The 24,248-nt window shown below is 65.1% G+C and carries 21 protein-coding genes; 6 read left to right on the plus strand and 15 right to left on the minus strand.

From position 1 onward, the window contains the following. Positions 1 to 67 precede the first annotated feature (67 nt). Positions 68 to 1,165, plus strand: coding sequence for a hypothetical protein (locus tag IPK69_08865; GenBank protein ID QQS08110.1), 1,098 nt, complete (start codon positions 68 to 70; stop codon positions 1,163 to 1,165). Positions 1,166 to 1,361: 196 nt separating this feature from the next. On the opposite strand, the gene lexA is transcribed toward IPK69_08865, so the two are convergent. Further along, positions 1,362 to 1,982 carry a transcriptional repressor LexA gene (lexA, locus tag IPK69_08870; GenBank protein ID QQS08111.1) on the minus strand — a complete coding sequence of 207 codons (621 nt, stop codon included), beginning with the start codon at positions 1,980 to 1,982 and terminating at the stop codon, positions 1,362 to 1,364. Between the two features lie 205 nt (positions 1,983 to 2,187). On the opposite strand from lexA, the gene IPK69_08875 reads away from it, so the two are divergent. Beyond that, positions 2,188 to 2,439, plus strand: coding sequence for a hypothetical protein (locus tag IPK69_08875; protein QQS08112.1), 252 nt, complete (start codon positions 2,188 to 2,190; stop codon positions 2,437 to 2,439). Positions 2,440 to 2,985: 546 nt separating this feature from the next. On the opposite strand, the gene dprA is transcribed toward IPK69_08875, so the two are convergent. Then, positions 2,986 to 4,200, minus strand: coding sequence for a DNA-protecting protein DprA (dprA, locus tag IPK69_08880; protein QQS08113.1), 1,215 nt, complete (start codon positions 4,198 to 4,200; stop codon positions 2,986 to 2,988). Between the two features lie 67 nt (positions 4,201 to 4,267). Further along, the gene (locus tag IPK69_08885; protein ID QQS08114.1) at positions 4,268 to 4,798 is read right to left on the minus strand and encodes a hypothetical protein; all 531 of its coding nucleotides are present in this window, start codon (positions 4,796 to 4,798) and stop codon (positions 4,268 to 4,270) included. Positions 4,799 to 4,852: 54 nt separating this feature from the next. On the opposite strand from IPK69_08885, the gene IPK69_08890 reads away from it, so the two are divergent. Next, complete coding sequence (locus tag IPK69_08890) at positions 4,853 to 6,247, plus strand: SpoIID/LytB domain-containing protein (protein ID QQS08115.1); 1,395 nt, start codon at positions 4,853 to 4,855, stop codon at positions 6,245 to 6,247. A 23-nt stretch (positions 6,248 to 6,270) separates the two neighbouring features. Here IPK69_08890 and IPK69_08895 read toward each other — a convergent pair whose 3' ends face one another. The 4 genes from IPK69_08895 to IPK69_08910 all read right to left on the minus strand — a co-directional run bounded on the left by IPK69_08895 (position 6,271) and on the right by IPK69_08910 (position 9,534). Further along, complete coding sequence (locus IPK69_08895; protein ID QQS08116.1) at positions 6,271 to 7,395, minus strand: hypothetical protein; 1,125 nt, start codon at positions 7,393 to 7,395, stop codon at positions 6,271 to 6,273. A 67-nt stretch (positions 7,396 to 7,462) separates the two neighbouring features. Further along, the gene (locus IPK69_08900) at positions 7,463 to 7,624 is read right to left on the minus strand and encodes a hypothetical protein (protein ID QQS08117.1); all 162 of its coding nucleotides are present in this window, start codon (positions 7,622 to 7,624) and stop codon (positions 7,463 to 7,465) included. 390 nt (positions 7,625 to 8,014) lie between these two features. After that, positions 8,015 to 8,257, minus strand: a complete 243-nt coding sequence (locus tag IPK69_08905; GenBank protein ID QQS08118.1) for a hypothetical protein — start codon at positions 8,255 to 8,257, stop codon at positions 8,015 to 8,017. 95 nt (positions 8,258 to 8,352) lie between these two features. Beyond that, the gene (locus IPK69_08910; protein QQS08119.1) at positions 8,353 to 9,534 is read right to left on the minus strand and encodes a 4-hydroxythreonine-4-phosphate dehydrogenase PdxA; all 1,182 of its coding nucleotides are present in this window, start codon (positions 9,532 to 9,534) and stop codon (positions 8,353 to 8,355) included. Between the two features lie 378 nt (positions 9,535 to 9,912). On the opposite strand from IPK69_08910, the gene IPK69_08915 reads away from it, so the two are divergent. Further along, positions 9,913 to 10,269, plus strand: coding sequence for an FKBP-type peptidyl-prolyl cis-trans isomerase (locus tag IPK69_08915; protein QQS10455.1), 357 nt, complete (start codon positions 9,913 to 9,915; stop codon positions 10,267 to 10,269). A 30-nt stretch (positions 10,270 to 10,299) separates the two neighbouring features. Further along, positions 10,300 to 11,484, plus strand: coding sequence for a chorismate synthase (gene aroC, locus IPK69_08920; GenBank protein ID QQS10456.1), 1,185 nt, complete (start codon positions 10,300 to 10,302; stop codon positions 11,482 to 11,484). A gap of 34 nt (positions 11,485 to 11,518) precedes the next feature. Here aroC and IPK69_08925 read toward each other — a convergent pair whose 3' ends face one another. The 4 genes from IPK69_08925 to IPK69_08940 all read right to left on the minus strand — a co-directional run bounded on the left by IPK69_08925 (position 11,519) and on the right by IPK69_08940 (position 17,866). Further along, positions 11,519 to 12,367, minus strand: a complete 849-nt coding sequence (locus tag IPK69_08925) for a hypothetical protein (protein ID QQS08120.1) — start codon at positions 12,365 to 12,367, stop codon at positions 11,519 to 11,521. A 41-nt stretch (positions 12,368 to 12,408) separates the two neighbouring features. Beyond that, positions 12,409 to 13,380: a phenylalanine 4-monooxygenase gene (locus IPK69_08930; protein ID QQS08121.1), complete on the minus strand. Its 972-nt coding sequence runs from the start codon at positions 13,378 to 13,380 to the stop codon at positions 12,409 to 12,411. A gap of 151 nt (positions 13,381 to 13,531) precedes the next feature. Beyond that, positions 13,532 to 15,244, minus strand: a complete 1,713-nt coding sequence (locus tag IPK69_08935; GenBank protein QQS08122.1) for a type II/IV secretion system protein — start codon at positions 15,242 to 15,244, stop codon at positions 13,532 to 13,534. A gap of 21 nt (positions 15,245 to 15,265) precedes the next feature. Further along, complete coding sequence (locus IPK69_08940) at positions 15,266 to 17,866, minus strand: hypothetical protein (GenBank protein QQS08123.1); 2,601 nt, start codon at positions 17,864 to 17,866, stop codon at positions 15,266 to 15,268. A 162-nt stretch (positions 17,867 to 18,028) separates the two neighbouring features. On the opposite strand from IPK69_08940, the gene IPK69_08945 reads away from it, so the two are divergent. Continuing rightward, positions 18,029 to 19,018 (plus strand): hypothetical protein, encoded by a 990-nt coding sequence (locus tag IPK69_08945; protein QQS08124.1) that lies wholly within the window; start codon positions 18,029 to 18,031, stop codon positions 19,016 to 19,018. A gap of 259 nt (positions 19,019 to 19,277) precedes the next feature. Here IPK69_08945 and IPK69_08950 read toward each other — a convergent pair whose 3' ends face one another. The 4 genes from IPK69_08950 to IPK69_08965 all read right to left on the minus strand — a co-directional run bounded on the left by IPK69_08950 (position 19,278) and on the right by IPK69_08965 (position 24,230). After that, a complete protein-coding gene (locus tag IPK69_08950; protein ID QQS08125.1) occupies positions 19,278 to 19,925 on the minus strand; it encodes a hypothetical protein in 648 nt (215 codons plus the stop codon). Between the two features lie 273 nt (positions 19,926 to 20,198). Further along, complete coding sequence (locus IPK69_08955) at positions 20,199 to 20,831, minus strand: hypothetical protein (protein QQS08126.1); 633 nt, start codon at positions 20,829 to 20,831, stop codon at positions 20,199 to 20,201. 278 nt (positions 20,832 to 21,109) lie between these two features. Then, entirely contained in the window at positions 21,110 to 23,593 is a 2,484-nt protein-coding gene (locus IPK69_08960; GenBank protein QQS08127.1) for a VacB/RNase II family 3'-5' exoribonuclease, read from the minus strand. A gap of 40 nt (positions 23,594 to 23,633) precedes the next feature. Continuing rightward, the gene (locus IPK69_08965) at positions 23,634 to 24,230 is read right to left on the minus strand and encodes a hypothetical protein (protein ID QQS08128.1); all 597 of its coding nucleotides are present in this window, start codon (positions 24,228 to 24,230) and stop codon (positions 23,634 to 23,636) included. Between the last annotated feature and the right edge of the window lie 18 nt (positions 24,231 to 24,248).

Here is a 24,248-nt window from a genome sequence, read left to right on the forward strand (position 1 = left end):
CGATGCTCGCCCCAGAGGCGACACAACACCGGACTTTCGCAAGGCCAGACGACAAAGGAGCCAGGGCATGAAGTTCACAAGCAAGACATTCGCGCGATCCGCCGCTCATCTCATCCTCTCTGCCGGGATGGCGTTGGGCCTCTCGAGCATGGCCCTGGCCCAGGGCACGGCCCCCAGCGCGAAGGGTGCGACAGTTTCCGGCGGCTCCACGGTGCGAACGACGGGCATCCCCCAGCGCGACACGCTCCTCCGCATGATGAAGCCCATCGCCGTGGACTTCACCGACCAGCGGCTCGAGGACATCGTGCAGTACCTGCAGACGGTGACGGGGGCCGATTTCGAGCCGTTGTGGATCGACGACACCCATGCCGTCGGCTTGGACAAGGACTCCACGATCACGCTCAAGACCACGTCGCTTCCGGCTCTGACGATCCTCGACAAGATCCTCGAGCGAGCCGGGAGCGAGTTCACCGGGATGAGCGCCTGGCAGATGAGCGACACCGGCTCGCTGCAGTTCGGCCCGCGCGAGCGTCTCAACGTCTACAAGCGCGTCGAGACCTACTCCATCATCGATCTCCTCACCGAGATCCCCAACTACACCGACGCCCCCGACTTCGACCTGAACACGGTCCTCCAAGGCTCCGGTGGACGCGGGGCATCGCAGGCACGATCACCCTTCCGTGATACTGGCGGCACCCGCGGGCAGGATCAGGACGTCAAAACCCCCGAGGAGAAGGCCGACGATCTCAAGCGTCTCATCGTCTCGCTCATCGAGTCTGACCAGTGGCAGGAGAACGGCGGGTCGGGCGGCTCGATCACCTACTTCCAGGGGAACTTCATCGTCAACGCTCCGGACTACATGCACCGGGCCCTGAATGGATATCCCTATTGGCCTTCGGGCGGCGTCGTTGTCCGCGAGAGCAAGGGCCGGCGCTACGTCAGCCTGAGCACCACCGCCGAGATCTCCAAGATCGCCGAGGTCATCAACACGCCACCGGTTGCCGGGACCGCCGGCGGTGGCGCAGCCCCCTCGGGTGGCGGTGCCGGGCCGGGTGGATCGACCGCACCCGCAGGAACACCCGCAACCAAGCCGGGCACGGCCTCAAGCCCCAAGCCGACCAACGCGCCGGCCGGGACCGGGACCAAGGCTCCTGCTCCCAAGTAACTGATTCTTCGAAAAACTACTGCGCGCTGAAACTCTGGGCCAAGCGTCCGGTATCACCCGCAGCCGCTCGTGGTGGACTCCATCCCGAGTTGGCCACCCACACGAAGACCCCCTCGGGCATGCCTGAGGGGGTCTGTTGAGTTTTACATTCTGTTGTGTGTGCAACGAACCAAGTCGTAACGGAACGCGCCGCGTATCAGCGTCCGTAGCGGCGAACCACGCCCTTGACAATCCCCTGCACCTGGCAGAACTTGACGCGGATCGGATCAAACGAGGGGTTGGCGGGCTGGAGGCGGATGTGGTCGTCTTCCTTGTAGAAGGTCTTGAGGGTGGTGGAGCCATCGGGGAGTAGGGCGACGACCTTGTCGCCGTTCTGCGCGACCTGGGTGCGCTCGATGAGGACGTAGTCGCCATCGAGGATGCCCTCGTCGCGCATCGAGTCGCCCTCGACCTTCAGGGCGAAGGTGGATTCCTGCCGACCCGGGGCGGCACAGATCACCTCGGCGAGGTCGATCTCTTCCTCGTTGGCAACGCGCTCGATGGGGTTGCCCGCGGCGATCCGCCCGACCAGCGGGAAGCGCAGGGGGCGAGCCTCGTCGGGGACGGCAATCCCGTCAGCGATCGATAAAGAGCGTGCCTTGTTGGGCTCGCGGATGAGCGCGTTCTTTTTGATGAGCGCCTCGACGTGCTCGAAGACGGTGACCTTGCTCACTCCGATCTCGTCCGCGAGTTCCTGCATCGTCGGCGAATAGCCCCGACGAACGCGCCAGTCGCGAATCAGTTGCAGGATTCGAAGTTGCTTGGGGGTCAAGTTCATCGCGTGCTTCCTTCCAAGAGGGGATCCTCACGCTCGGCGAGCGATCCCGGTTTGCGTCATTCCTACCCACACCATCCCTCGCCCCGGCAAAGGCCGGAGCGTCACTGAATATGTTGACCAAGGCGCCCGCTCGTCCAGGGGCCGGTGGACCTTCCCAATCGCCTTCGAGCAGGTCGAAAGCCGTCGCCAGCGCGGGAACCCGGCTATGTGTCACGTCAGAGACCGATCGGGCCAGGGCGCCCAGCGACTCGGCCTGTCGGTCCAGCCAGGAATCGACCGTCGCCATCACACCTGCGGCCTCAATGAGCCAACGAGACCGGGCCTCGCCGGCGAGTTCGCGGTCTTCGGCCTCGTCTCCATTGCAGACCAGTCCCGAATCAGCGACGGTGTCGTCAGAACCGACGCCAACCTCAACCTCAACGGCATGGCCTGCCGCCTCGGCCCAATCCCGGGGTGAGAGGCACGCCGCGACCGCCGAGATGATGGCCTGCGACCAACGCGTTGCGAGAGCGAAGATTCCATTCGGGGTCATCTTGCCAGCTGCCGCGTCCTTGGCGAGGAGGTCGACCACCTCGCCCAGGACCGGGCGGAGTTCCTGTCGGTAGTCGCCGCCGGGGCCCAGGCACACCACGCACGATGTCGAGATAGATGTTCCAGAAACCTTCATCTTCGTCCTCACGGCATTCCGCGCACGGTCGAGGCTGCTCGTCCTCGTGGTTCGGGTTTCGTCCCATGCGCTCCATTGCTCCGCGTCGACGATCGCCTCCGGATCTCGCTTCGGACTTTGCTCTCATGATCGCCTCCGGCGATCAGCCCTTGTCGGTTGCGCCTCAGGTGCATTCCGAAGTCCGGCAACGCGAGGCGACTTGTTTGGGACCCGTGCAGTAGTCATCGGGTCTGTTCGGATTAGACTAGCATATCACAATCCAGACGGCAAGAGATGTCAAGCCAATTTGGGCGGTTCATGTTCGGTTCTAGGGGTTTTACTGGGGCCAAACCGCATTCACGGCCTCTGAAGGGCATTTGCCGTTGGTCGAGACCGCTCGAATCGGGGGCCGGATCTGCGGACACGTCCCTGAATTTCGAGGATTGTCAGCCCACTCCGAAGGCCAGAAGGTTCGGTCGAGAGGCGGAGTGCGAGTTCGTCGAGGGTCCTCGGCTCATCCAACACGTCAAGGATCCTTGCCTCGATCGAGCCTTCTTTGGGGCCGGTTGAAATCGATTCGAGAGCCGCATTGTCCCCTGGGTTCGTGACTTGCGACGCGCTCGACGTCGATTCCGAGAAGAGCGAGTACCGATCGGCGTGCGTGCCCTGGAAGACGTGTCGCGCCTGCGATTCGAGAATCGCGATGGCATCGCCCGGCTCGGTGACCAGGTGCGCGCCGCCCGACTTCAGGAGGTCGTTGGTTCCCTTGCTCGCGGCCGAGTCCACGCGACCCGGGACGGCCATGACCTCGCGTCCATGCTCCTCGACGGCTTGGCGTGCGGTGATGAGTGCGCCCGACTTCTGCCCCGCCTCGATCACGAGGACGCCGATCGACATCCCCGAGATGATGCGGTTGCGCGCGGGGAAGTTCGAGGATTCGGGCGAGGTGTTCAGGGGAAGTTCGGAGACGACGGCCCCGCGAGACGAGATCTGCTCGAAGAGTTGGGCGTTTTCCGGCGGATAACAGCGGGCGAGGCCACACCCAAGGACGGCGATGGTTCGACCCTGCGCGCGCATCGCGCCGCGATGGGCGGCGGTGTCGATGCCGCGGGCCCCGCCGGAGATGATCGTGATCCCGGCACTGGCAAGGACGGCGGCGAAGCGTTCGGCCTGTTCGAGGCCATAGGCCGTGCAATCGCGGGATCCGACGATGGCGACGGCGAATCGGTCACGCTCGGGGACGAGATCGCCTCGGACAAAGAGCAGCGGCGGAGCGTCTGGAAGTTCGGTCAGGAGCGACGGATACGCCGGGTTTGCTCGGGTGACGATGGAGACACCCAGATGCGTGGCGAGAGTGATCTCGTCGTCGAGGGGCTTGTCGCCTTGGGCGAAGAACTGTGCGGCGTTGCGCGCGATGACGGGGCCGATGCCCCTGACGCGCTCGAGATCGGCAGCGGACGCGCGCGCGATGGCGTCGGTGGAACCAAACGTGTTGAGGAGAGCCGAGATGCGCTTGGGCCCCAGATCGGGGACCATGGTCAGGCGGAGGAGTTCCCGGTCGGCGGGGTCCATGGTTGGACTATAGCCGGGTGTGGATGTTTGTTTGGAACCCTATCGGTGCCGATCTGCCGTGTATCGATCAGTTTGTCGGAGAATTCGTGGATGTTGATTTCGGCACGCGTGCCGCGAGGTGGTATTTGGCGTCGGCATCCGGCACTTCGAGCGCGTCGGCGAGGCGTGCGAAGACGATGAGGCCCAGGTCGGTGGTGGCGCTGGTGGCGAGGATTTGGGTGACCGGTGTTGGATCGTGTGGGAAGTCCTGGTATGGGCGATGGCAGGTGATGTAGACGGTGCGTTCGTTGAAGCCGTCGTCCACGCGGTCGAGTTCGAGGGTGTAGCCTGGAGATGGGGCGTCCATCTGGATGCGATATGTGGCCAGCCCACCGAGGCCGGGGACGTGAGCGTCGGCCTTGGATGTGGCGAATACCGAGAGAGTCGGGCCTGGATACGGTGCCTTGGAGACGGGCGGTGGAGGGATTGTGGCGCGGCAGCCGATCAAGCCCATGAGGTATGTCCCGGCCGCGAGGAGGGTCGCGGTGGCGTGCGCGGCGGATTTGGACGTCCAAACGCGGGTGGGGTTGCGGATCGCGGTGCAGGGGTCGTGTCGCATGTGAGGTGATGATAGATGAACCGCCGGATGTGCTTGGGCGAGTGGGGTTGGAGGATGGCTGCGTCCGGCGCGGTTGTGGCGATGGGCGTGGGGCTTGGCTCGTGCGAGGGGACGCGGATGTCGCGGGCGATCGAGTCGATCGTCTCGCCGACGGCGTCGGCCGTGGGGCCCAAGGTCGAGTTGGGGGAGGAGCCCGAGATCCGGGTGCGGACTCATGCGGGGGTGAAGCGCGTGTCGATCGGCGTGCCGGGCGATCGGGCGGGTGGGGGGAGCGGCGGGCGTGTGTATGTCCGCGCTGGGGGCGGGTACCGAACGCAGGTGATGCTGACGCCGGTGACGATGGAGGTCCGCGTCGGAGCGATCCGCGTGACGGATCGATCCGGTGCATCGCAGACCTTCGGCGAGGGGATGGCGGTGGAGGTGCTCGCGGTGGAAGGCGAGCGGTCCGACTCGAGCCGGGTCGTGGCGGGCGGTGTTGGAGCGGCGCGCCTTGCGTCGGGGATCACGGTGAACGGGATGCTCGTGCCGGGGTTCGCCGTTGTGCGTCCTCGCGAGGATTCGGCGATGGGGCTGCTGGACGTGGCGCTGTCGATGCCCCTGGAGTCGTACGTATCGGGGGTGGTGTCGAAGGAGATGTCGGCGGCGTGGCCTCGGCAGGCGCTGGAAGCACAATCGGTGGCGGCGCGGACCTATGCGATGTTCGAGCGTGATCGCGCCCGGCGCGGGTCGAGCATGACGACGGGGTGGTACGACGTTGAGGGGACCGAGGCGGACCAGGCGTTCGGGTCGATCCCCAAGAGTTCTGCGGTGGTCGAGGCGGTGGCGGCGACGCGCGGGATGGTGCTCTCGTGGCGCGGCGGGCTGATCCGGGCGTACTACAGCAGCACGTGCGGCGGTCGGGCGGCGTCGGCGCGGGACGTGTGGGGTTCCACTCCGGGGTATGACTTCAATAGTGCCGAGCCTTTGCAGGGCTCGCCTCGGGAGAGCGCGTGCCAGGGGTCGAAGTCGTCTCGGTGGGAGGCGACGCGGGATGCGCAGGACCTGAGTGTTCGGCTCCGGAGTTGGGTGCTTCGGCGGAAGGCCGACACGCCGGTGATCTCGCGTGTGCGGGCGATCGAGGTGTCACGGCGCAACAGCGCGGGGCGGCCTGTCGAGTATCGCGTGACGGATTCGAACGGCGGGGAGGTCGTGCTGGCGGCGGAAGAGATGCGTGCGGCGTTGAACTACACGGCGACGGGGCTCGCGCCGATCGCGCTCGAGAACCAGGTGCTCAGCGGCGACATGGACATAGAGATCTGGGCGGATGTCGTGCGCCTGCACGGGCGCGGGAGCGGGCATGGCGTGGGAATGTGCCAGCACTGCGCCAAGGGCTTCGCGGAGCTGGGCGTGGACTGGCGCGAGATGATGCGACGGTTCTATCCGACGGCCGAGGTCGTCAAGGCGTATTAAGGGGCCACTCGCGTAGACGAGGCTCACGTGCCCGCGGGAGAGTCCGCAGCAGGTGCGGCGGGGGCTTCGACGGGAGATGGCGCGGCTTCGCCGGTCTTTGGGGCTTCGACTTTGGCCGAGGGTGGCTGGAGTTTGAGCGTCAACTCGTAGTTGTCGAATCGAGTGAACTCTTCGAGGTCCTTGGGCGTGGGCTTGGCGGCGTTGTACTCGGCGATGTACAGCCCCGCGAGCATGGCGGCGCCGTCGCCGAGACGCTTGGCGATGAACTCCTTGCCCGGCGCTTTGCCGAGGTCCCCGGATTTTTCAAGGGCGTAGAGCGGCTCGGCCTGGGCGAAACTCCGCTGGATGTGCTCGATGGCGTCGTTCCAGGGGTTGTTCTCGTTGATGGCGTAAGGCGTGGGTGTCTGGGCGAGGACATCGCTCGCGGTGATGGAGTGGAGTTTGAGGACGCCGCCATCGATGAACGAGTGGAACTGGCGGCTGGTGGTGTAGCCCTTGGGGTTCTCCTGAACCCAGCCGTTGTAGTTCATGGTGGTGTGGAGGGGCTGGGCGGCGTCGCCGACGTAGTGGCTGAGGATGCCCATGGCGGAGAGGGCCTGGGCGCGGGCCATCGCGAGTTGCTCCTTGCGCGAGGGGTCGTTGAGTTCCTCGAGGATGCGGACGACGCGGAGGGCGGCGATGGCCTTGGCGTGGGACTCGACGATGGAGTGGGGGAGAAAGCCGGGGATCTCGCGCGACTTGGCGGGGTCGGTGTAGGCGGGGTTCTTGTCGGGGTCCTCGAAGCCGGGGCTCAAGCGGAAGGTGTGGACCTGGCGGACGTAGTCGTAACGAAGGGGCGGGAGCGTCTTGAGCGTGAGCCCGTACTTCTCCAGCGGCTCGATGTTGATGAAGTGGTCGGGGGAGTTGAGGTGGACGAGTTGGGGGACCTTGATGCTCCGCCAGCGGTCGGGGACGGTGGCCTGGTCGGCGATCTGGAAGGCGACGTTGTCGGCCCCGAGCCAGGCCGGCGGGTGGACGGCCTTATTGAACTCGGCCATGGCGGCCTGGGTGACGAGGCGGTGGCCATAGGCGTCCCAGGCAAGCGCGGTGGGGGCGAGGGCGGCGAGGGGGAGGAGGGCGATGAGAATGCTAGGGGTGGCAGGCTTCATGGGGAGAGAGTAGTTCGAGAAGCCGCTCGGTGTGGTACACGGCACTCGGACAGACACCGGAGAGGGACTACCGAATCTCGGTCCAGACATACTGGATGTTCTGGACGATGATCACGAGGGAGAGGAGCAGCGAGTATGTGCGTGGCTCACGGAACCGCTTCGATGCGGCTGGAATAGCTAGCGCAGCGACATGAACCGTCATTGGCGAGGGAACGATCCAGTACAGCATGTCGACGAGCCAGTTTGCCCGCTGAGGAAAGTAACCCGAAACGATGTACCTCACGACCCAATACGCATCGAGTGCGACGAGTGAACTGGTGGCTACAAAGTACAGAAGAGTGAGACGAACGTGTGTCTTGACTGGGGTGATCCCTGTACCGATCGTGCCACACTCGGGACAGGTGACCTTGACCAGTCCGCTGAGGTCATAGCCGCAGGATCCACAGACTCGAATGGAATCGTGGCTTGTGGGGTGTGTTTGCGATTCGCTTCGGATGCCGTTGATTGAGTTGCTGGTAAGTCTGGCAGAGCCGATTGCGGTCCTGGGTCGGTCTCAGACATGATCATCTCCGGTCGTACATTAACAATCGCTTGCGATGTCGTATTGTTTCGGTGTTGGTCACGAGTATTGCCACAACAGACTGATGACCGAGTTAATCGCGGCGATTGCGATGAGCAGCATGGCAAGGATGAAAAAGCGGCGTAAAGGCCGAAAGACCAGAGGAACGATCGCGCCCACGAGTGCGACGCCAACCCTGCAACAGAGCGCATAGAACGGGATCGAGGGCACGCCACCCTCGCCGATGGTGTCGGGGGCGTGATCCAGGTAATGCCAGGTTCGAAAAACATCGATCACGACCACGATGACAATCGCGAATAGATAAACCGCAAGGCACTGCGGTCGGGAGCGAGATGTAGCCTCGTGTGACGTTGACATACTCCACGAATTGTACTGAACTATGCCAGCCGTGCCGCGAGGTGGAGGGCGGCGAGCATGCTTGAGGGGTCGGCGTGGTTCTCGCCGGCGATCGCGAAGGCGGTGCCGTGGTCGGGGCTGGTGCGGGGGAAGGGGAGGCCCAGGGTGCAGTTGACGGCACTCTCAAAGGCGAGGAGTTTGAGGGGGATGAGGCCCTGGTCGTGGTACATCGCGACGGCGAGGTCGAAGCGAGAGGAACGCGGAACGCAGAGGGCTGGAGGACATGAGGAGGAAGACGGAGGGGAAGAACTGTTGAACGGCGCGGGCCGATTGCCTTCTTCACCCATCTTCTTCTCTGCCTTCCTCTGTCCCCCTCCGCTTCCTCTGCGTTCGCCTTCGTGTTCGGACGGTGCGCCGATGAGGCAGTCGCGATAGATGGTGTCGGCGGGGAATGGGCCTTGCACATCGAGGCCCTGCGACCTGGCGTGTTCGATCGCGGGGATGATGACGAGTTGCTCGTCACCGCCGAGAAGGCCGTGCTCGCCGGCGTGGGGGTTGAGGCCGAGGACGGCGAGGCGGGGGCGCTCGATGCCCAGGCGCACACACGCGGCGGCCCCGAGTTCGATGGCGTCGAGGACGCGTTGGGTCGTCAGGACTTTGGGGACATCGGCGAGGGGGACGTGGGCCGTGGCGAGGACGACGCGCAAGCGCGGGCTCTCGAACATCATCGCGTGGCGTATCGCGCCGGTGTCGTGCGCGAAGAGTTCGGTGTGACCGGGGAACTGGGCGAACCCGGCGAGGGCCCAGGCTTCTTTGGAGATGGGCCCGGTGACGACGGCGACGGGGTGGCCTCTGGCGTGGAGTTCGTTGGCGCGGGCGATGGCGTGGCGGACCCAGAGGAAGGAGGCCCGGCCATTGATCGCGGAGGGGCGCGCGTCGAACGTCGCGGGGAGATCGGCGATGGGTGTGGTCAGCGTGATTCGAGACGTTGAGGGTTCGGTGCGGCTCTCGTGGGACACTGCCCAGAAGGGCTTGATCCCAGCCTTGCGGGCGGCGTCTTCGAGGTGTGGCTCGACGCCGATGATCTCGATGGACGCGTCGAGCGTGGGAAGCGCGGCGGCGAGGGCCTTGACGACGACCTCGGGGCCGATGCCGCCGGGGTCGCCGAGGGTGACGAGGAGCGTGGGGTGTCGTGGCGGGTTGCCTTCGCGGGCTATGGTCACATGGAACTGTAGTGAACTGCGAGTAGACGAACGCGAGGGGCGAACGCAGAGGACGCGGAGGGATGCGGAGGAAGTCAGAGGGAAAGAGCGTGAGGGTGTGAGGCCGTTCTCAATGCCGCCTCCCGTTTCTCACTTCACGATCAAGACTCACTCTCAAACCCAACTTCTCCTTTGTCTTCCTTAGCATCCCTCCGTGTCCTCTGTGTTCAGTGTTTGGCGAACAGAAGGGATGGTCAAATGTCTCGAAAAATGACGGTGATCGGATGGTCTCTCGTCGTGGCGTGTGTGGTGGCGGTGGGAGGGTGCTCGTCGAACCACAAGACACTGCTCTATGAGGCGCCCGATGGCACGAAGATGGAGCCGATGAACTTCAAGGGGATAGCGATGACGATCGAGGATCTCAAAGTTGGGACGGGCGACGAAGCGAAGCGCAAGAGCATTGTCACGGTGCACTACCACGGCACGCTCGCGGAGGACGGCAAGGTCTTTGACAGCACGCGTGGCGGCGAGCCGGCGGAGTTTCCGCTCAATCGGCTGATCCCGGGGTGGCAGGTCGGCGTGCCGGGGATGAAGGTCGGCGGGATTCGTCGGCTCATGATCCCGCCCCAGATGGCGTACGGCGCCGACGGCGAGGGCGATGTGATCCCGCCGAACGCCACGCTGGTCTTCACGATCGAACTCGTCGGCGTGAAAGAACCACCGGCGGAACCGAAGAGCGACGACAGCGGGAAGTAGAAGCACGATTAGGAGCCAAAGGTGGCGCGACTGGAGCACATCACGGCCGGTGAGTCGCACGGGGCGGCGTGCGTCGCCGTGGTTTCGGGGATGCCCGCGGGGTTGCACGTCGAGGCGGCGGCGATCGACGGCGAACTCGCCCGGCGGCAGCGTGGCTATGGGCGCGGCGCGCGCCAGCGGATCGAGGATGATTGCGTGGAGTTTCTCTCGGGGCTTCGCGATGGGCTCACGATCGGGTCGCCGGTGGTGATGGTGGTGCGGAACAAGGACTCTCGGATCGATGATGCCGAGAGGACGCCGCCGATGTTCCAGCCGAGGCCAGGGCACGCGGATCTTGCCGGGGCGATCAAGTATCTGACGACGGACGCGAGGGGCGTGGTGGAGCGGGCGAGCGCGCGGGAGACGGCGTCGCGGACGACGGCGGGGGCGCTCGCGCACGTGCTACTTCGAGAGGTTGGCATCGAGGTGCTCGGATTTGTTCGCGCGATTGGCGGTGTCGAGACGGAGATCCGTGTCGAGGCGTCGAATGCGAGGGACCTGCGCGTGCGCCGCGACGCGAGCGATGTGGCCTGCCCGGATGAGCCGATCGCGGAGAAGATGCGCGCCGTGATCCGCGAGGCGAAGGAGAACCAGGACACGCTGGGCGGCCTCGTCGAGGCGCACGTCTTCGGCTGTCCGCCGGGGCTTGGCTCGTGCATGGACTGGCGCGACAAACTCGACTCTCGACTCGCGGCAGCGGCGATGGGGATCCAGGCGATCAAGGGTGTCGAGATCGGGCTTGGATTCGAGGCGGCGAGGCGCGCGGGAAGCCGCGTGCATGATGAGATCCACTACGACAAATCGAGGCGCAACGATCGCACGCTTGGCTTCGTTCGGCCCACCAACAACGCCGGCGGGCTGGAGGGGGGCATGACCAACGGGCAGGCGATCGTCGTGCGGGCGGCGATGAAGCCGATCTCGACGCTGCTGAAGGGCATGAAGAGCGTGGACCTCAACACGAAGGAATCGGCAAAGAGCGTGCACGAGCGGAGCGACGTGTGTGCGGTGCCTGCGGCGAGCGTGGTGCTGGAGAACGTGGTGGCGTTCGAGGTGGCGCGGGCGCTCCTGGAGAAGTTCGCGGGGGACACGATGGTGGAGGTGCGCCAGAGCCTGGAGCGGTACCTGGAGGATGCGCGCCTGCTGCCGACGTCGCCGGGGGAGATGCGGCTGGCCTAACTCGTTGGCGCGTGATTGTTCGAGTGGTCGAGGGCTAGCCGGCGATCGGTGGTGGTGCGGTCGAGGTGGGCGCGCTTGTGGGGATGGCCGGCGGGCTGACTCTTCCCTTGACGTCTGCGGGGGCTCCGGTCTCAAGGATGCTCTTGAGGTGCTTTCGCATGCGGTCGAGGAAGTTCCAGTAGAGCACGAGCGCGATGAGCGGCCCGACGAGGACGAGCGCCCCGACGATGTACAGCACAGGGAGGAGCCACATGTATCGGCTGGAACGGCGGACCATCCAGTCGTCGGGGACACGCTTCGCCAGCCACTGCTCGTGTTTCATCATGCCAAAGAAGAGCATGCCCCACGCGACGAGGCTCACGAGTCCGACAAGGACATTCAGTAAGGTGATAAGATCGAGGGAACCGGCCGGCGTGAAGAACTGGAGCGGGAAGCTCACGCAGGCAATCACGAGAGAGGCGATGCAGGCGTAGCGGACGATCTGCCTCGCCGACTTCGGGCTCTCGCCCGCGACGTGGCGCGGGTTGGGCGAGGCGATCTTGAAGTAGCCGACGATCGAGACGATCGAGATGGCGATGCTGACGAAGTTCAGGGCGATGCCGACGCCGGGCGAGCCGCCGAGGGCATAGGTCGCGATGGCCGCCAAGACCGCGACGATGATGCTGACGAGGATGGTGATGAGGACGATTCGGTGGCCTAGCAGCAGCTCGGTGAGGTACTCGCGCGAGGCGTTCTGGAGGAGGTCGTCGCGGAGCGATTCGGAGACGGAAGCGCCGCATTCCGAGCAGACGCCGGCACAGGGCAACCCCCGGAGGTTGTAGCCGCAAGAGATACAGGAGCGATCGTCCACAACGACTTCCGGCACGTGTGCCTGCTGATCCATGGGCGCTCCTGGGCTCGGTTGACTCCGAAAGTTGCGTTCGTTTACCGCACCGTCACGCTCTCCATCGCCGCCTCGCCGATGACCTCCTCGGCATAGTCGTTCATCGCGTCGCGGAGTTGCTCGAAACTCTCGAGGACGTAGTAGATCGGCTGGTAGTGGTCGATCTCGAAGTCGGTGTTGCAGACCTTGTCGAGGTCGAAGGGGCGGTAGACCGGTACGTCGCGCGGGGTGCAGTCGGGGGCCTCGCCGCCGCGTTGTTCCCAGTCGCCGGTGAGCGAGTACGCGGCCTCGCCATGGCTGCTGACCAGCCCGCTGCCATAGACCTTGATCTGCCCATTCTCTTTGATCAGTCCGAACTCGACGGTGAACCAGAAGAGCCGGCCGAGGCGTTTGATGTGCTCCTCGTCCTCGCAGAGCAGGGCGGCCTTGCCATAGGTCTGGAGGAAGTCGGCAAAGACCTTGAGCGTGTGGAGCGGGACGTGCCCGAAGACGTCGTGGAAGATGTCGGGCTCGGGGAGATAGTCCATCACCTCGCGCGGGCGGATGAGGACGGTGGTGGGGAACTCGCGCTGGGCGAGGCAGGCGAAGAAGGACTTGGCGGGGAGGTAGCCCGGCACGCCGTAACTCGCCCAGTTGCTGGCGCGCTGGAGGAAGGTGTTGATCCCCTCGAGTTTCGTGCCCTTGGTGACCTTGGTGCCGCCGGCGAGTTCGAGGTCGCGGTCGGCGACCCAGTCGTCGAGCAGGGGGAGGCGGTCGCGCGAGAGTTTGAGGATCTTCATGCCCTCGATGAAGATACGGCTGACCTGCTGCTCAAGAACGGTCCAGCGGCGGTCGAACATCTCACGCCACACGTCGTGGTTCTCGCGCGTGTACTTCCAGTACTGCTGGGTGATGTAGAACTGGTCCGCGTTGATCTGGTTCGCGGGAAGATTCGGCGCGTGGTCGGCAGCGGCCTGGGCGATGCGGGCCTCGTCGGAATCGATGATGTTGTTGTACCGGATGTCGGGTCGCATGGCGGTCCTCCGTGGACGGGGACTGGGGAATCCATGCGGGAGACGTGCGTCGGCGTGCAAATGGGCTACGCCCTGCGCGATATCCCCCGCTTCCACAGATTCTACGCGGTCGGGTGCGATTTCGAATCGATCGAGTCTTGGCGGTTTGTGCCTAGTGCAGCACGCGATAGACCTCGGCCTCGTCGGTCAGGCCCATCCCCACCTTGCGGAGGGCGTCCTCACGCATCGGCAGGAAGCCCTGGGCGCGGGCGGCGTCGGCGAGGGCGATGGCGTCGGCCTGCTGGCCCGTGAGCCGACGGATCTCGTCGGTCATGGTCATGATCTCATAGACCGCAAGACGCCCCTTGTACCTGGACCCGAAGCACGCCTCGCACGCGTCGCCGCTCGAGCCGACGCCGGTGCCCTTGCATGTCTGGCACGTGCGGCGGAGCAGGCGCTGGGCGAGGACCGCGAGGAGCGACGAGGTCACGAGATACGGCTCGACGCCGATGTCGATGAGGCGCGGGACGGCACTGGGGGCGTCGTTGGTGTGGAGCGTGGCGAGCACGAGGTGCCCGGTGAGCGAGGCCTGGATCGCGAGTTGGGCCGTCTCGTTATCGCGGATCTCGCCGACGAGAATGACATCGGGATCCTGGCGGAGCAGGGCGCGGAGGCCGGTGGCGAAGGTGACGCCGCGCTTCACGTTGACCTGCATCTGGCTGATGCCGTCGAGGTGGTACTCGACGGGGTCCTCGATGGTCATGACGTTTCGGCTGGCGCGATCGACGCGCTGGAGGGCGGCATAGAGCGTCGTGGTCTTGCCGCTGCCGGTGGGGCCTGTGACGAGGATGATGCCGGTGGGGCGCTCGACGAGGTCGACGAGGCTCTTCTGCATGTCGCGCGTCATGCCGATCTCGTTGAGATCGAGTTGCGTGGAAGACTGGTCGAGGAGGCGCAGGACGAGGCGCTCGCCATAGACCGTGGGGATGCAGGAGAAACGGATGTCGATCTTGCGGCTGCCGATGCGGACGGTCGTGTGCCCGTCCTGGGGGGTGTAGCGGTTGGCGATGTCGAGTTCGGTCATCACCTTCAGGCGGCTGGAGATCGCCGGCGCAAGGGAGAGGGGCGGGCTGAAGGCGTCGACGAGCATGCCATCGATGCGGAAGCGAATAATGAGTTTGGTCTCGCCGGGGTGGACGTGGACGTCGCTGGCGCGCCGGCGGAGGGCCTCGAAGAGGATCATGTTCACGAGGCGGATGACGGGGGTCTGTCGCGCGAGTTGGAGGAGGTCGGTCGCCTGGCCGGCGAGTCCCGCCACGGAAGCGATCGCCCGCTCGTCGAGGGGCATCTCCTCGATGATCTCGGTGACGAGGTCCTGGCGGCGTTCGTAGCCGCGGTTGATGAGGTTCGCCACGCCGCCGCGAGGGGAAAAGACCAGGCGGATGGGCGCGTCGAGCATCTCCTCGAGCATCGTGAAGACGGCCGGGAGCATCGGCTGGGCCGTCGCGAGTGTGAAGGCATGCCCGACCGTGTCGATGGCGGCGATGTGGAACTGGCGCGCGACATCGAGGGGGACGATCTCGTAGAACCGCGAGGCCGAGTCCTGCAGGCGAGGCTCGGCGACGAACGGGACGCCCGTGCGCTTGGAGAGAAGGTCGAGGGCCTGGTGCTCATCGAGCGCGAGCAGGCCCATCAGCACTTCCCAGGGCTCCTCATCCGAGCCTTCCAGTTTGGGGAACTGTGCGAGTTGCTCGGGGGCGAGGCGGATGGGCCCCAGGAGTTGCGCGATGCGCGCCCAGTCGCCGGTGGCGCCCGCGGGCGCGAGCGTGCCGTTGCCCGGCTTGGGGTTTGATTTGCCCGTGATGGAGGCTGGCAGGAGCGGCATGCGTGGGCGTCTGGGGCCGGGTTACGGCGTCGACTGGTTCAGGTTGATGGTGCTGGGTGTGAGGGCCGGAGTGTCGGCGTTGAGTTGCGAGGTTCCCATGGGTCCTTCGGTGAGCAGGCGCAGGTCCCGGAAATGCTCATCGCGCATGATCTTGGGCGTGAGGAAGACATAGAGCGTCGTCTTGCGGTCATTGGTGTTGTCGTCGCTGAAGAGGCGACCGATGAGGGGGATCTCGCCCAGGAGCGGGACGGAGATCTTGGTCTTGCCCTTGTTGGAGAAGGTCAGTCCGCCGACAACGACGGTCATGTCGGAGGGAACAGTGACGACCGCGTTGAGTTCGTTGGTCTGGCGAGGCGGCGGTGTGTTGGCGGCGGCGGGTCCGGTGAAACTCGAGAGTTTCGCGGTGTACTCGAGTCGCATGTAGCCCCCCTCGGAGATGTGGGGCGTGACGGTGAGATCGGTGCCGGCCTGCTCGTAGCCGCCGAACGAGGTCGTCGTCGGGTTGCCCGAGGTCTGCGTCGTCGTGGTTGTTGGTTGCTCATCGACCGAGGCGATCTTGGCCTCCTCGTTGTCATCGACGAGAAGTTGCGGCGTCGAGAGGATGCGCGTGTCCACCTTGCGCTGGAGTGCGGTGAGGATGATCGGGATCTGATCGTTCCGGATGACGGCGGCGGTCAACGCCGGGAGACCCGTGGCGACGGCCTTGGGGTCGGTGAAGGTGTTGGGGAAGGTGCTCAGCCCGAAGTTGGTGTTGAGCGCGCCCCCGGAGCCGCCGGCGTTGATGAGTTGGCTCTCGAAGGCCAGGCGCATGTCGTCGGTCCAGTTGACGCTGACGATCTTGGCCTCGATATAGACCTGCGGGCGGCGGAGGTCGATCTTCTGGATGAGTTTCTCGAAGTCGTCCTGCTGCTTGGCGGGGGCGCGGACGAGGATCTGGTTGTTGGCGGTGTCGGCGGTGACGGAGGCGTTCTCGCCGGTGAGCGCGAGTTCGCCCGCGGGCGTGCCGTCGGGGTTGAAGTTCTGGATCACGGGCTGGGCGACGCCGGTGCCGCCGCCGCCGGGGAGGAGCGAGTTACGTGCGCCGGTCGCCTGACCGAGCAGGGTCTGGATGAGCGTGGCGGCCTCCTCGGCGTCGGAGTGCTTGAGTTTGTAGTTGCGGATGACGATGAAATCGCCCTTGATGTCGAGTTCGGCGATGAGTTTGTCCATCTGGGTGTGCTGCTCGGCGGTGCCGTAGTACAGCATGGACCCGCTGCTCTCGTCGATGACCATGACGGGCCCGCCGATGAGGGGCTGGTTGAGCCGTTGCTGACGTGCCTGGGCGGAGAAGTACTGCTGGTTGTAGTCGTAATAGTTTCCGAAGTTGTTCCCGCCGGACTGCTTCTCAATGGAGACGACCTCGCCCATCCCTCGTTCGCGGGCGATGTCGGCGATCTGCTTGGCGGCCGAGCCGACCTCGTAGCGCTTGGGCTCGAGTTCGCTCGTGCGGTCGATGACGGCGACGACACCCTGGACGAAGTCGATCTCCGACTGCACGCCGCGGAAGATGAGTGCGTTTCCTTGTGGGTCCACCGTGAGGCGATCGGCGAGGTTATCGAGGGCACTGGGGCGGGCAGTGGGGGCGGCGTTCTGCTGGGGGGGCTGTCCATCGGGCGAAGGGACGCTGGCGCTCCGCGTGGGCGAGGTCTGCCCTACGAGCGCCAGCACACGCTGCAGCGCGACCGGCGCCGACAACTGGCGGACCTCGATCCGAGTGAACTCGGCCTTGGCGAACTCCGACAAAATCTTGTTCACCAGCGATTCGAACGAATCGAGTTGCCTGGGCGAGCCGGTCGCGACGATGAGCCCGAGATCATCGAAGGCGACGGCGGACTTGGTCGGCGCGATCGAGGTGACCTGCGTCGAGATCGACGAGGCGCGGACATTGGGCGTAGGGATCACGCGCGTGGTCGCGCCGGACAGGGCCGCGTCGGCCATGCCCAACTGCGACTCGATCGCGTCGCGCGGGTGAACCGTGTAGAACCCCGGCATCGACGACGTGATCGTGAAGTTGTACTGCTCGAGGAGCGCGTTCACCAGCGACATCAGTTCCGACTTGTGCACGCTGACCGGCGCGTAGAACGTCACCGCGCCCATAAGGTCGCCCTTGATGACCACGTTGATGTCCAGCGTCTGCACGAGCAGTTCGACGAGCGTTGTCAGTTGCACCGGCTCGGAGAAGGCCGCGAGCGTGATCGTCTCGTCGTCGCCCGTCCCGACATCGGGGATGTCCTGGTGCACCGCCGGCGTGGCGCCCGCGGGTTGCATCGCGTTGGCGGCCCCTGGAGCGGCGTTGGAGTTCGCCGCGGGACGTTGCGTGCCGTTCTGGGTGCCTGGCAAGGCTCCGGCCATGCTTGGGCGGCCTTCGTTGCCCATTCGGTTGGCGCGACGGTCCGCGCCACGCTGCTCGCGCGGGTCCAGGGTCTTTCCGGGCTCCTCCTTGCCAGTGCCCTTGTCGTCCTTGCCACCCTTCTGTGCCTCGCGGATCGCCTCTTTCGCGTCCTGGGCCAAGGCGGTCGTCGGCAAGTATCCCCCCGCCGCCAAGGCGAGGGCAAGGGCCAATCCTGTCGTTCGAGATCTCATGGGCTTCTCCGCTCCCTGGACCTGCACCAATCACCGGTGCTCGCCGATCATGGTCGTGCGAGTTCCGTCTTTCATCGGCGCGCCGCCCGCGCGACGCCCACCCGATGAAACCATAAACGCCCGCGATCCGGGGACGTTAGGGGTGCTCGCTATGCTCCGACGGTGCCCGCCCGATCTTCCGCCACAATCCGTGTCGTCAGCCTCGTTCCCAGCGCAACCGAGATCCTCTGCGAACTCGGTGGAAGGGGACTCCTCGTCGGGCGCTCGCACGAGTGCGACCATCCGCCGGGCGTGGAACGGTTGCCCGCGGTGTGCGCGCCGACGATGCCGTCTGTGGCCGAGGGTGCCGACTGCCGGTCGATCGATGAGCGCGTGCGTCAGGCGATGGCCGAGCGCTTGCCGCTCTACACCCTCGACCTCCAGATGCTCGAGTCGCTCAAACCCGACGTGATTCTGACCCAGGACCTGTGCGAGGTCTGCACGATCGATCGAGCCAGCGTGGCCAAAGCGGCGTCACGCGTTGGCGCCCGGATCATCGCGCTCAAGGCCGAGACGATCGAGGGCGTCCTCGACGACGCCCTCCTTCTCGGACGCGAGGTTGGCCTTGAGTCCCAGGCGATCGCGACCATCGCGGCGTGGCGTGAACGTCTCTTCGCGGCCCAGGAACGCGTCGATCCGTACGCCGATGGTCCGAATGTCGCGTTCCTGGAATGGACCGATCCGCCCTTCGTCGCGGGGCACTGGACGGTGCAGATGATCGAGCGTGCCGGCGGGCGACTTCCCCTCAACCCGACATCGCCTGTCGCGCGTGCTGGGGCGGCGGCGGGTCCGATGCAGGCCGAACGCCGCGCGGGCAAGGGCCGGCGTCTCACTATGGACGAACTCGTCGAGTCAAGCCCCGATCGATTGATCATCGCGCCGTGCGGCCTGACGCTCGATCAATCGATGCGCGCGTGGCGTGAGATGTCGCGCGATCTGCGTGTGTGGCAACTCGAATGCGTGCGCGCGGGACGCGTGGCGATCGTGGATGGCAACCAGATGTTCAATCGCCCGGGGCCGAGGCTCATCGACGCCTTCGAATGGCTCGTGGGATGGTTGCAGGGGCGACCGGAGATGACCCCCGCCGACTTCCCGTGGGCACTCGCTGATTGAAGTGCGAAGAACTCAAAAAGGGAGAAGGGCGTGGCATCGAAACGCCACGCCCTTCGGGGGGGGGCAAGATTTGTGGAGACAGTGTATCAGGTCCGATTCGATGTGCAAGTCGCTGCGTCAAATTCTGCGCTGCACAATCTTGAATTCGCGTTCGACACCGAGAATCGAGTTGCACAAGTCAATGTACAAACAGGAGATGCGCCATCGGCGCCGATGGATTAATGCGCTCGAATCACTTGCATCGAACCCAGACAGATCTCTATCGGCGGCGACGCATCGCGACAAGACCACCCAAACCCAAGAGCGACAGGGCACCGGGTGAGGGGATCGTTGGTTCGAACTCGACGACGAAGCCGAACTCGATGTGGTTGGTGGGTTGATCGTTCCACACGCCGAGCGGGTATTGGTCTGTGGGGTCGAAGCGGGCGATCCAGAGGGTGAGGATGCTCTCCTCGCCGTTCTCGATCTGGTCGCCGCCGTCGTTCGGCTCTGGTTGCGTTGGTTCCCAGTTGGTGTAGGACCACGCTTCGCCTGTGATCCAGGTCCAGTTGTCGGCGGGGCTGGTTGCGCCCGCGGATTGATACCCACCGAGGAAGTACCGATTGGTGACGGCTTCGTACAGGTTGGCGACAACCCAGTTGGTCTCAGCGGCCGAGGTGATCGTGGCGAGGTGCCCAGTGAACGTCTGCCCATGACCGTCGGTGAATGCGAGGCCCGAGGCCACGTTCTTCGCCTGGTCCCAGGTCATCCCGTCGGGATGGAGCGCGTTGAACGCGGTGATCTGGGCGTAGTAGTGGCCGTTGGCTGGGTTATAGATCGGGGTGTACACGATCCCCGCGTGCGCGATCGACGAGACACCTCCAAGGGCCAACGCGACCACGGTACAACGCACGTACGACTTGTTCATGACTCGATCTCTCCCTTCCCCAGGCGACGCGCTGGGCGCGGCCTGTCCCTCTCAACTCCTAAGGGATCAAGATACACGGTCGCACGTGAATGTCAAGGTGACAATGCCAAAAAACGCCTATAAATTAGGGCATTTTTGTAAGATGATGAGCGCGCACAAGCACGCGAAGACGCGCGGGTGATCCGAGCCGAATACGGCGTGATCACACACGTCTCGCGTGCGTGCATGCTTGTGGAGAGTCGCGATGCGCGACCCGATGGTGGAGTGGCGAATCTATCGCCGACGACGGAGCATCACGAACGAGCCGAGCGCCGCGAGAGCGAGCGACCCCGGCGCGGGGATCGGCGCCTCAAACTCGACGAGGAAGCCCTTGCTCGTGTGGGTGTAGGTGATGCCGTCCTCGACATAGGTCAGAGGCTCATCGTTCCACACGCCCAGCGGGTAACCGCTGGCGGGGTTGTACGGCGCGCGGTAGTCGTAACGCCACAGCGAGAGGATGATCTCATCGACGTGTCCGCGTCCGTCGTTGGGCTCGGGCTCGATGGTCTCCCAGTTCGTGTAGTTCCAGACCTCGCCCGTGACCCACGACCAGCCCGCCTCGGGATCGGAGAGGCCAGGGGTCTGGCGTCCGCCGAGGTAGTACAGGTCGATGCAGGCCTGCTGCATGTTGGCGACGACCCAATCGGTCTCGTTCTGCGACGTGATGGTCGCGAGGTGGCCCTTGAGCCCCATGAACGTGAGCGACTCGGCGATGGCGTACGCCTGATCCCACGTGATCCCGTCGTTGTGACCGGCATCGATCGCGGAGATCTGGGCGTAGTAATGCCCATTGCTCGGGTTGTACACGGGGGTGAAAACGATGGCCGCCGACGAAGACAGGGCAAGTCCACAAGTCCCCATCGCCATGGCGACAAAACGACCACACAAAGATGACATAACTCGATCTCTCCCTTCCCCAGGCTCTGCGCTGGGCACAGCCTGTCCCTCTCAACTCCTATGGGGAGCAAGATACAACGAAACGAGCGATTGTCAACAGAAATTGCAAAAAAAACCGCACAAGTTGCCCGGATTGACAAAAAAGAACCGCTAGACACGGCACACTCGGAGCCTCATGCCTGGAAACGCGGCTATCGGGTTGTACAAATGGACGACGACGAGATGCGGGGTGGTCCACGGAGTCGTGGTTACCGGTCGCGGAATCGATTGCCCTTGCGTTTGTCGCGCGACTTGGACTTCTGGCTCCGACGTTGCCCGCCGGACATGCCGCGACGCCGGTCATAGTCCGGGAATCCGCCGCCGGCACCCTGGGTGGACATCCCGCCGCTGAGTCCGGTCTGAAGCCCGAGCGTGGTGTTCTTCCGCTTGCCCGCGGCCCTGGCGGAATCGTCGGCGATGACGAGATCGAGTTTACGCTGGGCGAGATCGACGTTGGCGATCTTGACCGTGACAAGATCGCCGAAGTTGAACGAGCGCCCCGAGCGCTGATCGACGAGCGCGCCGGACTTCTGATCGACCTTCCAGAAGGGGCGGAGGTTGTCGCGGGTTGTGTCGCCGGGAAGATCCTCGGCCTTGATGAAGCCGTCGGCGAGGAACTTGTCGATCTGGATGAAGACGCCGCGCGGGTTCACGCCGGTGACCACGCCCGAGTACGACTCGCCGATGTGCTCGGCAAGGAGTTGGAGGACGAGGAACGACCGCAACTCGCGTTCGGCGGCCTCGGCGTTCTCCTCGCGGCGCGTCGCGTGGCGTCCGATCTCGACGAGTTCTTCTTCTGGGGGACACGATTCGGTGCGAAGGAGGTCCTGTCCGAGCCGGCGCTTGTCGGGGTCGGACTTTGGGCGCTTCGTCCCGTTGTCGGTCTTGCGGAGGTACTCGGCCAGGGCGCGGTGGACGGTGAGGTCGGCGTAGCGCCGGATGGGGCTGGTGAAGTGGGCGTAGGCCTCGCTGGCGAGGGCGAAGTGCCCGATGAGGGCGGGGCTGTACTCGGCCTTGCTGAGCGTGCGGAGCACGGCCATGTGGACGGCTCTCGCGGCGGGCGTGCCATGCGTCGCCTTGAGCAGTCCTTGCAGTTCCTCGCGCGAGGGCGCCTTGGGGATGCGGAACCCCGCGACGAGGGCGGCCTTGCGCATCTCGTCGACATCGCCAGGGACGGGGTCGGGGTGGATGCGTCGGAGCAGCGGCACGCCGAGATTCTCGAAGAGGCGCGCCAGCACCTCGTTCGCCTCGACCATGAACATCTCGATGAGTTTGTGGGTGAAGGCGTCGTCCTCGCGCTCGGCATCGACGACGCGACCGTGCTCGTCATAGACCAGTTCGACCTCGGGAAGATCAAGGACGATCATCCCCTGGCGGTCGCGACGCGCCTGGATCTGGCGGGCCAGTTCGTTCATTTCTCGAACGGCCTCGAGGAGTTGGTCGGAGTACTTCGGCGGCGTCTTGGCGTGGCGGCGCGCCTCGGTGAGGTCGCCATCGATCAGCGCCTGGGCCTCGAGATAGGTCAATCGCTTGGCGGACTGGATGAGCGTCTGGGCGACACCCTCGGCCTTGACCTCACCGTGGCGGTTGTAGGTCATGAATGCCGACTTGCAGAATCGCGGCACGCCCTCCTGCAGCGAACAGATGCCGTTGCTCAGGATCTCCGGGAGCATGGGGATGACCAATCGCGGCAGATAGCACGAGTTGGCGCGGTCCTTGGCCTCAACATCGAGGGGTGAGCCCGGCTCGATGAAATGGGCGACGTCGGCGATGTGCACGCCGAGTTCCCAGCCGTCGGCGGTGCGCTTGATCGAGATCGCGTCGTCGTAGTCCTTCGCGTCCGGCGGATCGATGGTGATGATGAACTCTTTGGTGAGGTCGATTCGGCCGGTGAGCGACGACGCGCCCTTCTCACGCCACGCGCCGATCTGGCTGTCGAAACTCTGCGTCGCCTCGCGCGCCTGGTCGACGCACTCCTCGGGGAACTCGCCGGGAAGGTCATACGCCGCGATGACGGCCTGGGTCTCAACATCGGGGCGGCCGGCGTCGCCCAGGACCTTGGTGATGACGCCCTCGGCAAGGGACGTGGTGCCGCCGAGTCCGGGCTGGGGATAGGCGAGGATCTCGACGATGACCTTGTCACCCTCGCGGGCGTTCTTGCTGGTGGCGTCGCGGACGACGATGGGCTCGGTGAGTTCGCGGCCATCAGGCGCGACGAGCCACTGGTCGCCGCGTTTGAAGAGTTCGCCGGCGAAGTTGGATCGTTTGCGTTTGACGACCTCGACGATGACGCCGACGAATCCGCTGGAGTTCTTGCCGCCGCCGCGTCGGTCGACTTCGAGCGCGACACGGACGGTGTCACCCGTGAGGGCGTCGAGGGTATCCTCCGGGCCGACGAAGACGCTTCCCTCTTTCACCGAGGGCGAAGGTTCGACGAAGCCGAATCCACGCGGGTTTCGGCGGAAGGTTCCGGTGATCTCGCCGCCGCGCGAGGCGAGGGAGGGGAGCGAGAGATTGCCCGCCTGGTTGAGGTGGACGAGTTTCTGTCGCGCGAGGGCCTGGACGGCCTCTTCGAACTCGGGAAGTTCCTCGCTCGGGATGGCGAGATCGCGTGCGACCTCCGGGACTTTGCGAGGGGTGTAGTCGTCGTGCTTAAGGTGCTCGAGCAGGCGACGCGTGTAACGAAGACTCATGGACGAGGGTAGGTGGGGCGGAGATACAACCCTGTGCGAATCAGGGCGCGCCGGCAAGCGACTGGACGATGGTCTGCACACGCGCCTGGAGCGCGGCGATCGCCCGATCGTCGCTTGTCGCGTCCACGGTCGCGGTGAGCGTGCTGGGCCCGAGCGCATCGGTGAAGCCCGGCGAGTGGTGGACGAGGTTCACCGTGGAGCCCACCAGCGTCGCGTGGAGCGTGGTGTCGCCCGAGGCGCGGAGGAAGCCGCCCCCGGCATAGATGCCGACACCGGTGGGGGCGATGAGAATGTAGCGGACAGTGGCGTTGGAGGCGTTGTTGGAGATTGGGGTCTCACCGGGTTTAGGGGCGATGAACTGGTGGATGTGGACGAGGCTGGCGCTGACGCCGGCGAGTGAGGTGTCGGGGTGCCACCGCTCGATGGGCAGGTCGGTCATGTAGATGTCGACCGCGTTGGCGTCCTGACGGGCGAAAACGCGGGTGGGGAGACGGGTCTCGAAGGCACGCTGGGTGCTGGCGGAGGAGAGCCGAACCGTGCCTTGTGCCGCGCATCCATACAGAGCTACGGCGATCAGGGCAAACAGGCCCAGAACAAACGGACCATGCGGAATGTGTGAAGATTTGTTGTCGGGCATGCAACAGAGTACGAACCA

This window comes from Phycisphaerales bacterium (assembly GCA_016699835.1).
Lineage (GTDB): Bacteria > Planctomycetota > Phycisphaerae > Phycisphaerales > UBA1924.